Source organism: Paractinoplanes abujensis, from assembly GCF_014204895.1.
GTDB lineage: Bacteria > Actinomycetota > Actinomycetes > Mycobacteriales > Micromonosporaceae > Actinoplanes > Actinoplanes abujensis.
The window spans coordinates 2198368-2211232 of record NZ_JACHMF010000001.1 but is presented as its reverse complement, the minus strand read 5'-3'; the positions used below and the strand labels follow the sequence as shown (position 1 = coordinate 2211232).

The window sequence follows — 12865 nt, the reverse complement described above, 5'->3', positions numbered from 1 at the left end:
CGTCCCCCGCACCCGGCTCCGCCGGCGCCGGGCGACTACGACGGCCCCGACGGCGAGGGCGGCCACGGCGAACAACGTCAGCCGCCTTGCACGGCGGCGGGCCGGCGCGGGCATCGTCACGCCCTGCCTATCGGCACCTGGGGCCCGGACCTGCGGGTAACGCGCCGGCGGACCGGTGCTCAGGTGGGGCGGCTGCCGGCCGACTCGATGGTTTCCGGAGCCTCACCGGTCTGGGTGGTGTCGACGGGCTCGGCGTGGTCGTGCGGCACCGGCGGCGGATGCTCGTCGAGGTGGCGGGCCAGTTTCTCGCCTTCCACGTCGACGTCGGGCAGGATCCGGTCGAGCCAGCGGGGCAGCCACCACGCGGCCCGCCCGATCAGCAGCATCACCGCCGGGACACCGATCATGCGGACCACGACGGCGTCGAACAGGATGGCCACGCCCAGCCCGAACCCGACGGACTTGATGATGGCTTCGGGGCCGAGCATGAACCCGAAGAACACACTCATCATGATCAGCGCGGCGGCGGTGACGACGCGGGCGCCGTGACCGAAGCCGGAGACGACCGCCTGGCGGGCCGGGGCGCCGTGCACGTAGTCCTCACGCATGCGGGTCACCAGGAACACCTGGTAGTCCATGGCGAGGCCGAAGACGATGCCGATGAGCAGGATCGGCAGGAAACTGATGATCGGGCCGGTCTGGGTGATGCCGAGCAGGAACGCCTGCCACCCCCACTGGAACACCGCGACCAGCGCGCCGAAGGTGGCCGCGACCGACAGCAGGAACCCGAGGGTGGCCTTGAGCGGCACGAGCACCGATCGGAACACCAGGGCCAGCAGCACGAACGCCAGCCCCACGACCAGCGCCAGATACGGCAGCAGGGCGTCGGACAGTTTCTCGCTCACGTCGACGTTGATCGCGGTTGCGCCGGTCACCCCGAGGACCCCGTACGCCTGGCGCAGCCGGTGCACGAGGTCCTCGGTGGCGCGGTCCTCGGGCCCGGTGGTGGGGATGACGGTCAGGATCGTGGTGTCGCCGGCCTCGTTGGTGGCCGACGGGATCACCATGGCCACCCCGGCCTGGCCTTCGACGGAGGTGCCGGGGGTGGCCACGACGGTCAGGGGCCCGTTGAAACCCGGCCCGAAACCGTCGGAGAGCAGGTCGTACGCGCGGCGGGGGCTGGTGTCGGCGGCCGCGCTGCCGTCGGTGGGCAGGCCCAGGCGCAGGTCGTACGCGGGGATGGCGACCACGCCGAGACCGATCACCACGGCCAGCAGGGCCACGACGGGGCGGCGGGCGATCAGCCGCACCCACCACACCCCGAACGCCGGCTTGCCGAACCGATCCCGTACGGGCGCCGGGTTGATCCTCGTGCCGGCCACGGCGAGCAGCGCCGGCAGCAGAGTCAGCGCGATCAGCACGGCCACGGCCACGGTTCCCGCGGCGGCCACCCCCATCTGGGTCAGGAACGGGATCCCGGCCACGGCCAGCCCGGCCAGCGCGATGATCACGGTGAGGCCGGCGAACACCACGGCGTTGCCCGCGGTGCCGGCCGCCCGCCCGGCCGCGTCCAGCCGGTCGCGGCCCAGCGCCAGCTCGATGCGGTAGCGCGACACGATGAACAGGGCGTAGTCGATGGCCACGGCCAGGCCCAGCATCATCGCCAGCGAGCTCGTGGTGCCGGACAGCTCGGTGAAGTGGGTGGCGATGCCGATCCCGGCGTAGCCCAGCGCCACCCCGGCGATCGCGGTCAGCAGCGGCAGCCCGGCCGCGGCGGGGGAACGGAACGTGACGATCAGGACCAGGGCGGCCACGATCAGGCCGACGACCTCACCGACCGGGGCGTGCCCGGAGGCCTGCACCGCGTCCCCGCCCACCTCGGCGATCAGCCCGTCCGCGCGGGCGAACATGATCACGTCGTCCATGCCCTGGCGGGCCGCGCCGGTCAGGTCACCCGCGGGCACGCTGTAGGTGACCTGCACGTAGGCGACCGTGCCGTCGGCGTTGGGGGCCAGGTCGCTGACCGCGGCCACCAGCGGGACGGCCTTGAGCGCGTTGACCGCCCGCTGCACGGCGTCCTGGTTCAGCTTGTTGTTGCCGGGCTGGGAGAACACGACCCGCGCGGACGCCCCGCCCGGACCGCCCATCTGCGGGAACCGCTCGCGCAGCAGGTCGATCGTCTGCTGCGCGGGGGTGCCCGGGATGCTGAACGAGGCGGTGGTCGGCTTCTGCAGCAGCACCATCGAGGTCATGGCGGCCACCAGCACCCCGGCCCAGGCCAGCAGCACCGCCCAGCGGCGACGAAAACAGAACCGGCCCACCCGGTAGAGGAACGTAGCCATGCCCTCACGTTCCTCGGGTTTGCCGCCGCTCACGTCGTTTTCGCCGGTTTCGGTGCCGCCCGCGGCCGGACGGTGTGGTGCCGGCGCCGGTCATGCGGGCGAACAGCAGTTCCGCTGCACCCAGCCGGTGGTGGTGCTTCGCGCCGCCGTGCCCCGCGTCTTCGGAGCCGTCAAAGGGTGGCGGCGGCGTTGGCCGCGAACCGGGTGTTGAGGGCGTCGGCGCGGTCCTGATCGATCACGTCGGCGTCCTGCTCCCACAGCCGCGGCAACTCCACCGACACGCCGTGGTGGCGGGCCGCCCACGACGCCGTGGCGAACACCGACCCGGGCACACCCTCGAACCCCTCCTGGATCTTGGGGAGGGTGGCGGTCTGGAACTGCACCGGATGCCCCGCCGCGGCCGCCGTGCTCATGTGGTCGTACATCGGCTGGTAGTCGGGCCGGTTCTGCACCGGCTCCCCGCCCACCCAGCGCGCACTGAGCGAATTGTTGGCCCACACCCCGTACCGGCCCATGGTGGTTCTCTGATGCTCCATGAGCGCGACGGTCGTGTCCGGGCACACCTTCACCGCGCCGGCGTCATCGAGGGTCTGCCACGGGTTGTACGCCACCGACGACGTGATCCCCAGCGGCGTGAAATGCCTGTCGTGCGCGGCCATCGCCCACATGAGGGCAGCCTGATCCTTGGCGTCGGTGTACCCGGCGGCGATCGCCTTGTCCCGGTTGTCCTTCACCCCGAGCTGCTTGACGCACGGCTCCGCGAACAACGTGCACGTCGCCGACACCGTCACCTCGGCCCACCGCGGCCGGTCCCGCAGGACGCCGGCCACCCCGGTCAGCAGACCCTCGTACGCGGTGAGGAACTCGCCTTTCCACCACTGCGGGACGGTGTACTTCTTGCCGTCCTCCGGATCCACCCACTGCTCCAACGGCCCGTCGCCCAGCCGCAGCGCCCAATCCGGCGACTCCTTGCCGGCCACCAGACGCACCTTTAGGAACGGGTAGTCCGCGGCCGCTTCCGCCGCCTTGACCAGATCGAGGGCCGCGGCGCTGAACGCCACGTCCGGGGTGGGCTGCACGTCCTTCCAGTCCAGCCGCAGCACCAGCCCCCGCAACCGCTTACGGTTGGCCGGCCGCACCAGATGATCCTCCCGCGCGAGCAACCCGGCCACCCGCCCCCGCGGCGGCCCTGCCGCCGCCCTCGCCGGCGCGGCCCCCACCCCCGCAGCCGCAAACGGCAACCCAGCAGCCAGCACCAGCACCCCACGACGACGCATGCCCGGACGCTACCAGTCCACTACGGACGGTCGCTGCCCCCGGAAACTGTCGGCAGGGCTGACTAACCTCACCCGATGAGATGCCCCCGCTGCCGACAGGACAGACCACCCGAGCAATTCCTGTCCACCGCCGGGCGGGCCACCCGATCATGCGGGGTGTGCCGCGAGCGCAGCCGCCTGACGAACCGCCGGCGCCGTGACAGCCTGGGAGCCGAGGGGCGGCGGGCCGACAACCTGCGCCAGAAGTACGGCCTGACACCGGCGGAGTACGACGCCCTGCGGGCTGAGCAGGACTATCGGTGTGCCGTCTGCCGTGTCCACGAGAGCGAGCTCAAAGTGGTCGCCGTGGGTCGTCCCCGCGCCGACGGCAGCCCCGCCACGGCGGCGTTCCGCCTGGTGGTCGACCACTGTCATGCCACCGGCCGGATCCGCGGCCTGCTGTGCGGCGCCTGCAACTCGCTGATCGGCCACGCACGCGACTCCCCGCAGGTCATGCACGCCGCGGCCGAGTACGTCAGCCGCGCCCTGGCAGCGTCCCCGGTCACCCGGATGGCACTGACCCGTCTACACATTCTCGACGCGCAAGAACCGGGCCGGCCCGCACAGACCTTCCAGTTCCGCGGTGCCGTCACCGTCCTCATCGATGGCTACGAGCTCCATCTGCCGGAAGGTTCCGCGAGAACGGTGGTCTCCGCCACCGGAGTTTTCCGGTTGCTGTAACCGGCCATCCGGCTCAGCAGAAGCGCGGTTACACCATAGCAGTGATTATGGTGTAACCGCGTCTCGATCAATCTCCGCATTACTGGATTGCTGTTATTGGTAATCCAATAATTAACACAGGCGGGTGCGGAGCTGAGTAGGCGGCGCATGTGCAGCCGGTCGGTGTTGTCGGGCAGTGATCGGGCAGGTCGTGGCGCGCTAGGGGACGTGAGCGGTTCTGGGGCCGACTCGCTCAGTGATGACGAGCTGATCGGTCAGAGCGACGGATCCGGGGCACTGACGGTCTCCACCCGGAGCCCGTCGCGGCCCCCGACCGCATACTCGCCCCCACTGTCATGGGCGCACTCGGCGGCCGGACCGGGTCGCCGGGTTTCCGGCCGGCCTGCTGCAGGCGAGGAGGACGGGCTGAGCCAGGGTGGACTGTGCTCAGGCCAGCAGCCAGCCGTTCTCGACGGCCAGGCGGACGGCTTCGGCGCGGGTGCGGGCGCCGGTTTTGCCGATGGCTGCCGACAAGTGGTTGCGGACCGTGCCTTCGGAGAGGTGCAGTTCGCGGGCTATGTCGGCGACTGTGCCGCCGTCGCGGGCGGCGCGCAGGACACCAGTTTCGCGGTCCGTCAGGGGGGAGTCGCCTTGGGCCAGGGACTGGGCGGCCAGGGCGGGGTCGACCACGCGCAGGCCGTCGTGGACGCGGCGGACGGCGTCGGCGAGCTGGCGGGCGGGGGTGTCCTTGACGACGAAACCGGCGGCGCCGGCGGCCATGGCCTGGCGCAGGTAGCCGGCGCGGCCGAACGTGGTGACCATCAGGACGCGGACGGCGGGCTGGGTGGTGAGCAGGGCGCGGGCGGCGGCGACCCCGTCCAGGCCGGGCATTTCCACGTCGAGCAGGGCGACGTCGGGTCGGGTGGCCAGCGCGGCGGGCACGACCTCGTCGCCGCGGCCCACTTCGGCCACTACTGTGAGGTCGGGTTCCATGTCGAGCAGGGCGGCCATGGCTCCGCGGACCAGGGCCTGGTCGTCGGCGAGCAGCAGTTTGATCATGTCGGTACCTCCACGCGGACCCGGAAGCCGGGCTGGTCGGTGCGGGTGCCCGCGGTGAACAGGCCGCCGGCGGCTTCGGCGCGGCGGCGTAACCCGGCCAGGCCTTGCCCGGTCGTGGGGGTGGCGGGGCCGGCGCCGTCGTCGACGATTTCGACGCTGCCGGGGGTCAGTGACACCCGGACGTGGCGGGCGCCGCTGTGCCGCACGACGTTGGTGACGGCTTCGCGGATGGTCCAGGCGAACAGTTCCCGGTTGCGGCTGGGCACGTCGTCGGCCGCGCCGGGCAGGTCGGCTTCGACGTCGGCCGCGGTCAGGGCTTCCCGGGCGGCGGCGATCTCACCGGGCAGCGAGATCCCCCGGACGCCCATGGCGGTGGCCCGGACGTCGGCCAGCGCGTCACGGGCCAGGCTTTCGAGGTCGTGGAGTTCTGTGCGGGCCCGGTCGAGGTCGACGTCGAGCAGCCGCTGGGCGAGTTCGGCTTTGACGGTGACGACGGTGAGCGAGTGGCCCAGGATGTCGTGCAGGTCGGCGGCGATGCGGGCGCGTTCGTCGGCCACGGCGCGGTCACTGAGTTCTTTCTGGGCGATGACCAGGCGGGCCTGGCGTTCGGAGGCGGCCCGGAACCCGTACGAGGCCAGGGAGCCCAGCAGCACGGCGAGCCCGTAGCCGCCGTCGGCCCACCCGTCGACCAGCGGCGGCAGGGCTTCGGCGGTGCCGAACAGGACCAGCGCCAGGGGCGCGGCCTGGGCCAGGGGCAGGCTCACCATGGCGAGCGCGGCGATGAAGACCAGGCAGGTCAGGGCCTGATCACCGGCGCCGGGCACCTGCAGCCCGAACAGGGCCAGCAGCGCCGCGATGCCGAGCCAGGTCCGCAGCACGGGCCGGGCCGGGCGGTGGCCGCGGCGCAGGTGCCGGGCCCGGGCCACCAGGTACAGGTAGCCGGCGGCGAACCCGGCCACCGCGGCCAGCCCGGCCACCCGCCAGTACAGGTTGGGCTGATCGAGCAGGGCTTGGACGTTACCGCCGAGGTAGAACAGCCACAGCCCGGCGAACAGCCACCCGTATCGTGGGGGGCCGCCCGCCGCTGTCGTCATGGTGTTGAACCTACGGCTCATACGCGGGCGGTGTCGCGGCGGAACCGCCACATCGCGCCCGCCGCGAACAGGCCGGTCCACACGATCACGTTGAGCACGGCCGGCCACAGGGCGCCGTCGTGGGTCAGCGGGTACCGGGCGATCTCCCCCACCCCGTACACGGGGGTGAACGTGGCGATCGTGGAGAAGGTGGACCCGAGCTCGTCCAGCGGCACGAACAGCCCCCCGGCGAACGACAGCACGGCCAGCACCGGGCCGAGGATCTGCATGACGTTCTCGCTGGGCAGCAGGTAGCCCATGAACAGGCCGAACGCGGCGAACACGAGCGCGCACACCCAGGCCAGCAAGCCGCACAGGATCCAGGCGGACGCCGGCAGCTGCGCCCCCGCGAACGCGCCGACCACGAACGCGACGGCCACCGACACCGCACCGATGATCATGGCGAGGACCAGTTTCACGGCGATGTAGGCGGCCGGGCGCAGCGGGGTCAGCCGCAGCTGCCGGCTCCACCCGGCGGCGCGTTCGATCGAGACCATCGCACCGCCGCTGGTGGTGGCCAGCATCGCGCCGTACACGGCCATGCTGACCAGGATGTAGCCGGTGACGTTGCCGCCGCCGGCCCGTTCGGTCTTGTAGTCACCGCCGGTGCCGAACAGCAGGAAGAACACGGCCGGCATGACGAGGGTGAAGACGACGGTGCGTTTGTTGCGGACCATGCGGCGCAGCTCGAGCCGGATCATGCCGGGGCTGAAGCCGCCGAACCGGGGCAGGTTCCTCTTCGGCAGGACAGCGGTGGTCATCGCGGGGTCTCCTCGTCGGCGGTGAGGGCCAGGAAGGCGTCCTCCAGGTTCCGGCTGGTGATCTCCAGATCCTTGGCGGGGGTGCTGGTGAGCAGGTGCCGGGCTATCGCGTCGGTGTCGCGGCCGTGCAGGTAGACGGTGTCGCCGCGGACCTCGGCCTGGTCCACCCCGGCGATCGCGGCCAGCGTGGTCTCGGTGGCGCCGGGCAGGGTGGCCCGTACGGTGCGCCCGGCCGCGAGGGCTTTGACCTCGGCGGCGGTGCCGTCGGCGACGATGCGCCCGCGCCGCACGAACACGACCCGGTCGGCGTACGCGTCGGCTTCCTCCAGGTAGTGGGTGGCGAAGATGACGGTGCGGCCGCGGGCGGCGTCGTCGCGGATCGCCGACCAGAACTCGTGCCGCCCGGCGACGTCCATGCCGGTGGTGGGTTCGTCGAGGATCAGCAGTTCGGGGTCGGGCAGCAGGGCCATCGCGAACCGCAGCCGCTGCTGCTGCCCGCCGGAGCACTTGCCGACCAGCCGGTTGCCGATGTCGGTGAGCCCGGCCCGGCGCAGCGCCTCGTCGACGGCGGTGCGGGGCCGGCCGAACAGCACCGCGGTCAGCCGGACGGTTTCGGCGACCATGTAGTCCTTGAGCAGCCCGCCGGTCTGCATGACGGCCGAGACCAGCCCGAGGGCGATCGCGTCGGCGGGGCTGCGGCCGTAGACGGCGACGTTGCCCCGATCGGGTTGCGACAGGCCGAGCAGCATGTCGACGGTGGTGGTCTTGCCGGCGCCGTTGGGGCCGAGCAACGCCACCACCTCGCCGGGGCGGATCTTCAGGGTGATGCCGTCGACGGCGGTCACCGCGCCGAAGCGCTTGACCACGCCGTCCAGGTCGACCGCGGCCGTACCGGTGCCCGGTGCGGTGGTGGCCCCGGGAGCAGTGGTGAGGGTCATGCGTTCATCGTGGGCCCGGTCCCGGCGTCGCTCTGCTGTCACGCGTCACGAGGCGGCCATGACATTCGTCAGGGGCCATAATCCTCGGATGGAACCGACTCACAGCGCGCTGATCGTGGCGGTGGCCGAGGCCGAGCCGGTCGTGGCGGCCCACCGTGACCGGTTCGACCGGGCCGCGGCGTGGGGGGTGCCCGCACACATCACGGTGCTGTTCCCTTTTCTGCCCCCGGCCGATCTGGACGAGCACGTGCTGGCCCGGGTGGGGCAGGCCGCCGCGAGCGTGCCCGCGTTCTGGTGCACGTTGGCCACGGTCGGCTGGTTCGGCGATCGGGTGGTGTGGCTGGCCCCGCAGCCGGCCGGCCCGTTCGTGGCGCTGACCGCCGCGGTGACGTCCCGGTTCCCTTCCGTACGGCCCTACGAGGGAGCGTTCGACGAGGTCGTCCCGCACCTCACGATCGGCCACGACCATCCGCGGGCCCAGCTGCAGGCGGCCGCGGACGCGGTCGGCCCGCAGCTGCCGATCCACGCCCGCGTCACCTCGTTGCGGCTGATCACCGGCCGGCCCGAGCCGGGCCCGTCCTGGTCGACCCGGCACGAGTTCGCCCTGGGTTAGCGCAGGGCCAGTTCCTTGGGTTCGCCGGTTCCGGCGGCGGCCAGGTGGCGAGTCAGTTTCTCGCCTTCCACGTCGACGTCGGGCAGGATCCGGTCGAGCCAGCGGGGCAGCCACCAGGCGGAGCGGCCGAGCAGGGTCATCACCGCGGGCACCAGGATCATCCGGACCACGACGGCGTCGAACAGGATGGCCACGCCCAGCCCGAACCCGACGGACTTGATGATGGCTTCGGGGCCGAGCATGAACCCGAAGAACACACTCATCATGATCAGCGCGGCCGCGGTGACCACCCGGGCGCCGTGCCCGAACCCGCTGACCACGGCCGCGCGGGCGTCCGCGCCGTGCACGTAGTCCTCACGCATCCGGGTCACCAGGAACACCTGGTAGTCCATGGCCAGGCCGAAGACGATGCCGATGAGCAGGATCGGCAGGAAACTGATGATCGGGCCGGTCTGCGAGACCCCGAACATGTCGGCCAGCCAGCCCCACTGGAACACCGCGACCAGCGCCCCGAACGTGGCCGTCACCGACAGCAGGAACCCCAGGGTCGCCTTCAACGGCACGAGCACCGACCGGAACACCAGGGCCAGCAGCACGAACGCCAGCCCCACGACCAGCGCCAGGTACGGCAGCAGGGCGTCGGACAGTTTCTCGCTGATGTCGAGGTTGACGGCGGTGGTGCCGGTGACGCCGAGGGTGCCGTCGACGTCGCGGATGGCGTGGACCAGGTCCTCGGTGCCGGCGTTGTCGGGGGCACCGGCGGGGATCACGCTGAGGATCGCGGTGTCGCCGGCCTGGTTGGTGACCGGCGGGCTGACCAGTGCGACGTCGCCGAGCCCGGTGATCTGCTGCGACACCCGGGTCGCGTCCGGGGCGTCGGTCACCACCGTGAGGGGGCCGTTGAAGCCGGGCCCGAAGCCGGCGGCCAGCAGGTCGTAGGCCTTGCGCTGGGTGGTGTCGGGGGCGGAGCTGCCCTCGGTGGGCAGGCCCAGCCGCAGCGACGCGGCGGGCAGCGCGACCACGCCCAACCCGACCACGGCGGCCAGCAGGAACACCACGGGGCGGCGGGCGACGGTGCGGGCCCAGCGGATCCCGAGCGCGGGCCGGGCGGCTTGATCCCGTACGGGGGAAGGTTTGATCCGGCCGCCGGAGATCGCCAGCAGGGCCGGCAGCAGGGTGAGCGCGATCAGCACGGACACGGCCACGGTGCCCGCGGCGGCCACCCCCATCTGCGTGAGGAACGGGATGCCGGCCACGGCCAGCCCGGCCAGCGCGATGATCACGGTGAGGCCGGCGAACACCACGGCGGACCCGGCCGTGCCCGCCGCCCGCCCGGCCGCCTCGGCGCGGGGGTGCCCGGCGCCCAGTTCGTGCCGGTAGCGCGACACGATGAACAGCGCGTAGTCGATGGCCACGGCCAGCCCCAGCATCATGGCCAGGGTCGACGTGGACGCGGACAGGTCGGTGAAGCGGGTGGCGATGCCGATCCCCGCGGCCCCGATACCCACTCCGATCAGCGCGGTCAGCAGCGGCAGCCCGGCCGCCACCAGCGACCCGAACGTGATCAGCAGGACCACGGCGGCCACGACGATGCCGATCACCTCGGCGATCGGGGTGTGCCCGCCGGGGGTCAGCGCGTCCCCGCCGATCTCCACGGTCAGCCCGGCGTCGCGGCCCACCTGGGCCGCGGCGACCAGGGCGTCCTGGTCGGCCGGGCTCAGGTCGGTGGCCGGCACCCGGTAGGTGACCTGGGTGTAGGCGATGGTGCCGCCGGCGTTGGAGGTGAGCTCACCGACCGCGGCGACCTGCGGGGCGCCGCGCAGCGCGGCCAGGGTGCGGTCCACGGCGGCCCGGTCGAGCTGAGTGTCGCCGGCGAACACGACGCGGGCCGACGCGGTGGTGCCGGCGGCCTGGGGGAAGCGTTCCGAGAGCAGGTCGATCGTCTGCTGCGCGGGGGTGCCGGGGATGCTGAACGCCGCCGTCGTCGGTTTCTGCAGCAGCGCCATCCCGGCCACCGCGGCGATCAGCACCGCCACCCACGCGAGCGCCACCGTCCAGCGGCGGCGGAACGAGAACCGGCCCAGCCGGTAGAGGAACGTAGCCATGCCCACCACGGTCGCGGCGATGATCGTCCGGGGCGTCGTCCAGCCGCGGTCGGCGGCTACTGCGTCCGCGGTACTTCTGACCCGCGGGCACTACTGCGACCGGACGACGGCGTACCGGGCCGGCACCGCATACGGTCGGGGGGTGTTCAAGAAGAGGTGGCTGGCCGACCTGGTCGTGATCGCGCTGTTCGTGGCCACCGTGATCAGCGACGAGATCCGGTCGGGGGCGACCCGCCCGGCTGTGGTCATCGTGTGCGGTGTCGTGGCGGTGCTGGCCCGGCACCGGTGGCCGGTGGCGGCCCTGGTGCTGGCAGGCGGCGGACTGATCGTCAGCATCGTGCTGCACGCGCCCGCCCAGTCGCTGCTGCTGTTGCTGGGTTTCCTCATGTACGCGTTCACCCTGCGGACGTCGCTGCGCCGGCCGTGGCTGTGCTCGCTGGGCGCGGCCACGGTGGTGTTCGCCGTCGGGATGATCGCCGACCCGGCCCAGTGGTGGTCGCTGAACTCGCTGGGCCTGTATGCCTGGATCGGTGGTGGCGGCGCGGTCGGTGAGGCGGTGCGCAACCGGCGCGCGTACCTGGCCGAGCTGACCGAGCGGGTCCGCCAGGCCGAGCAGTTCAGCGAGCAGCAGGCCCACCGCCGGGTCATGGACGAGCGGTTACGCATCGCCCGGGAGCTGCACGACGTGGTGGCCCACCACATCGCGGTGATCAACGTGCAGGCCGGCGCGGCCGCGCACGTCGTCAAGCAGCACCCCGAGCAGGCCGGTCCGGCGCTGGAGGTGATCCGGCAGTCCTCCGACAGCGTCCTGCAGGAGATCAAATCGGTGATCGGGGTGCTGCGGGACCCGGCCGAGGCGGGCTCGACCGAACCCAGCCCCGGCCTGTCCCGGGTGCCGGCCCTGCTCGACGGGCTCGTCGGTTTCGACGTGGCGTTCACGCAGATCGGGCAGCCGCGGGAGCTGCCCGCCATCGCCGACCTGGCCGCGTACCGGATCGTGCAGGAGGCTTTGACCAACGCGCACCGTTACGGCGACACTTCGGCCACGCTCGTCATCACGTACGCCGAGAACGACGTGACGATCGAGGTGACCAACCGGATCGCCGGGCACGGCGACGGCACCGGGTTCGGGCTGATCGGGATGCGGGAACGGGCGGCCGCGGCGGGCGGTAGCGTCACCGCCGGGCCCGCCGGCCACGAGTTCCGTGTGCACGCCGGCCTGCCCGCCCCCAGCTACGCCCTGGAGACCAGCTCGTGACGACAAGGGTCCTGCTCGCCGACGATCAGGCACTGATCCGCGCCGGCTTCAAAATGATCATCGATGCGGAGCCGGGCATGCAGGTGGTGGCCGAGGCCTCCGACGGCCGGGAGGCTCTGGAACGGGCCCGCACCCAGCGCGCCGACGTGGTGCTGATGGACATCCGCATGCCGGTCATGGACGGCTTGGAGGCCACCCGGCGCCTCTCGGCCGACGACAACCTGGCCGGCGTACGGGTCCTGATCGTCACCACGTTCGAGGACGACGACAACGTGCTGCTGGCCCTGCAGGCGGGGGCGAGCGGCTTCGTCGGCAAGAACGTCGCCCCGGCCGACCTGCTGCAGGCCATCCGCGTGGTCGCCACCGGGGAGGCGCTGCTGTCACCGGCCGCCACCCGCGGCCTGATCGGCCGGTTCCTGCAAAATCTGCGCCCGCCGGCCACCACCGGGGCGCTCAAGGTGCTCACCGACCGGGAACGCGAAGTGCTGACGCTGGTGGCGCACGGGCTGAGCAACGACGAGATCGCGGCCCGGCTGTTCCTGTCCCCGCTGACCGCGAAGACCCACGTCAACCGGGCCATGGCCAAGCTGGAGGTGCGCGACCGGGCCCAGCTGGTGGTGCTGGCCTACCAGAGCGGGCTGGTCAGCCCGGGCGACCAGTTGCCGGGCGGATAGGGTCGG

The 12865-nt window shown here is 72.3% G+C and carries 11 protein-coding genes; 4 read left to right on the top strand and 7 right to left on the bottom strand.

What is annotated here, in order from left to right; translation table 11 throughout:
* Positions 1-179: 179 nt before the first annotated feature.
* Entirely contained in the window at positions 180-2342 is a 2163-nt protein-coding gene (locus BKA14_RS09625; protein WP_184950566.1) for an MMPL family transporter, read from the bottom strand.
* Positions 2343-2512: 170 nt separating this feature from the next.
* Positions 2513-3619 (bottom strand): hypothetical protein, encoded by a 1107-nt coding sequence (locus tag BKA14_RS09620; RefSeq protein WP_184950565.1) that lies wholly within the window; start codon positions 3617-3619, stop codon positions 2513-2515.
* A 75-nt stretch (positions 3620-3694) separates the two neighbouring features.
* On the opposite strand from BKA14_RS09620, the gene BKA14_RS09615 reads away from it, so the two are divergent.
* Positions 3695-4339, top strand: a complete 645-nt coding sequence (locus BKA14_RS09615) for an endonuclease VII domain-containing protein (protein ID WP_184950564.1) — start codon at positions 3695-3697, stop codon at positions 4337-4339.
* A gap of 426 nt (positions 4340-4765) precedes the next feature.
* Here the strand turns inward: BKA14_RS09615 and BKA14_RS09610 are convergent, their stop codons facing one another.
* From BKA14_RS09610 to BKA14_RS09595, 4 genes are read right to left on the bottom strand one after another with little or no spacing between them, the layout of a single operon-like run.
* On the bottom strand, positions 4766-5377 hold the full coding sequence (locus BKA14_RS09610; RefSeq protein ID WP_184950563.1) for a response regulator transcription factor: 612 nt from the start codon (positions 5375-5377) through the stop codon (positions 4766-4768).
* Positions 5374-6471 (bottom strand): sensor histidine kinase, encoded by a 1098-nt coding sequence (locus BKA14_RS09605; RefSeq protein WP_184950562.1) that lies wholly within the window; start codon positions 6469-6471, stop codon positions 5374-5376. Before BKA14_RS09605 ends, BKA14_RS09610 begins: the two co-directional genes overlap by 4 nt.
* A 17-nt stretch (positions 6472-6488) precedes the next feature.
* A complete protein-coding gene (locus tag BKA14_RS09600; protein ID WP_184950561.1) occupies positions 6489-7271 on the bottom strand; it encodes an ABC transporter permease in 783 nt (260 codons plus the stop codon).
* Complete coding sequence (locus BKA14_RS09595) at positions 7268-8209, bottom strand: ABC transporter ATP-binding protein (protein ID WP_184950560.1); 942 nt, start codon at positions 8207-8209, stop codon at positions 7268-7270. The genes BKA14_RS09600 and BKA14_RS09595 overlap by 4 nt, the downstream gene beginning before the upstream one ends.
* A gap of 88 nt (positions 8210-8297) precedes the next feature.
* Here BKA14_RS09595 and BKA14_RS09590 point away from each other — a divergent pair, with 88 nt between their 5' ends.
* Positions 8298-8822, top strand: coding sequence for a 2'-5' RNA ligase family protein (locus tag BKA14_RS09590; RefSeq protein WP_184950559.1), 525 nt, complete (start codon positions 8298-8300; stop codon positions 8820-8822).
* Here BKA14_RS09590 and BKA14_RS09585 read toward each other — a convergent pair.
* Entirely contained in the window at positions 8819-10927 is a 2109-nt protein-coding gene (locus BKA14_RS09585) for an MMPL family transporter (protein ID WP_184950558.1), read from the bottom strand. The two genes, BKA14_RS09590 and BKA14_RS09585, sit on opposite strands and share 4 nt — an antisense overlap.
* Here BKA14_RS09585 and BKA14_RS09580 point away from each other — a divergent pair.
* Positions 10926-12185 carry a sensor histidine kinase gene (locus BKA14_RS09580; protein ID WP_184950557.1) on the top strand — a complete coding sequence of 420 codons (1260 nt, stop codon included), beginning with the start codon at positions 10926-10928 and terminating at the stop codon, positions 12183-12185. The genes BKA14_RS09585 and BKA14_RS09580 overlap by 2 nt on opposite strands.
* On the top strand, positions 12182-12859 hold the full coding sequence (locus BKA14_RS09575; RefSeq protein ID WP_184950556.1) for a response regulator: 678 nt from the start codon (positions 12182-12184) through the stop codon (positions 12857-12859). The genes BKA14_RS09580 and BKA14_RS09575 overlap by 4 nt, the downstream gene beginning before the upstream one ends.
* Positions 12860-12865 lie beyond the last annotated feature (6 nt).

Excerpts from the sequence above, each read along its gene's own strand:
- BKA14_RS09625 (WP_184950566.1), bottom strand. The coding sequence starts at position 2,342 with ATGGCTACGTTCCTCTACCGGGTGGGCCGGTTCTGTTTTCGTCGCCGC.
- BKA14_RS09620 (WP_184950565.1), bottom strand. The coding sequence starts at position 3,619 with ATGCGTCGTCGTGGGGTGCTGGTGCTGGCTGCTGGGTTGCCGTTTGCG.
- BKA14_RS09615 (WP_184950564.1), top strand. The coding sequence starts at position 3,695 with ATGAGATGCCCCCGCTGCCGACAGGACAGACCACCCGAGCAATTCCTG.
- BKA14_RS09610 (WP_184950563.1), bottom strand. The coding sequence starts at position 5,377 with ATGATCAAACTGCTGCTCGCCGACGACCAGGCCCTGGTCCGCGGAGCC.
- BKA14_RS09605 (WP_184950562.1), bottom strand. The coding sequence starts at position 6,471 with ATGACGACAGCGGCGGGCGGCCCCCCACGATACGGGTGGCTGTTCGCC.
- BKA14_RS09600 (WP_184950561.1), bottom strand. The coding sequence starts at position 7,271 with ATGACCACCGCTGTCCTGCCGAAGAGGAACCTGCCCCGGTTCGGCGGC.
- BKA14_RS09595 (WP_184950560.1), bottom strand. The coding sequence starts at position 8,209 with ATGACCCTCACCACTGCTCCCGGGGCCACCACCGCACCGGGCACCGGT.
- BKA14_RS09590 (WP_184950559.1), top strand. The coding sequence starts at position 8,298 with ATGGAACCGACTCACAGCGCGCTGATCGTGGCGGTGGCCGAGGCCGAG.
- BKA14_RS09580 (WP_184950557.1), top strand. The coding sequence starts at position 10,926 with ATGCCCACCACGGTCGCGGCGATGATCGTCCGGGGCGTCGTCCAGCCG.
- BKA14_RS09585 (WP_184950558.1), bottom strand. The coding sequence starts at position 10,927 with ATGGCTACGTTCCTCTACCGGCTGGGCCGGTTCTCGTTCCGCCGCCGC.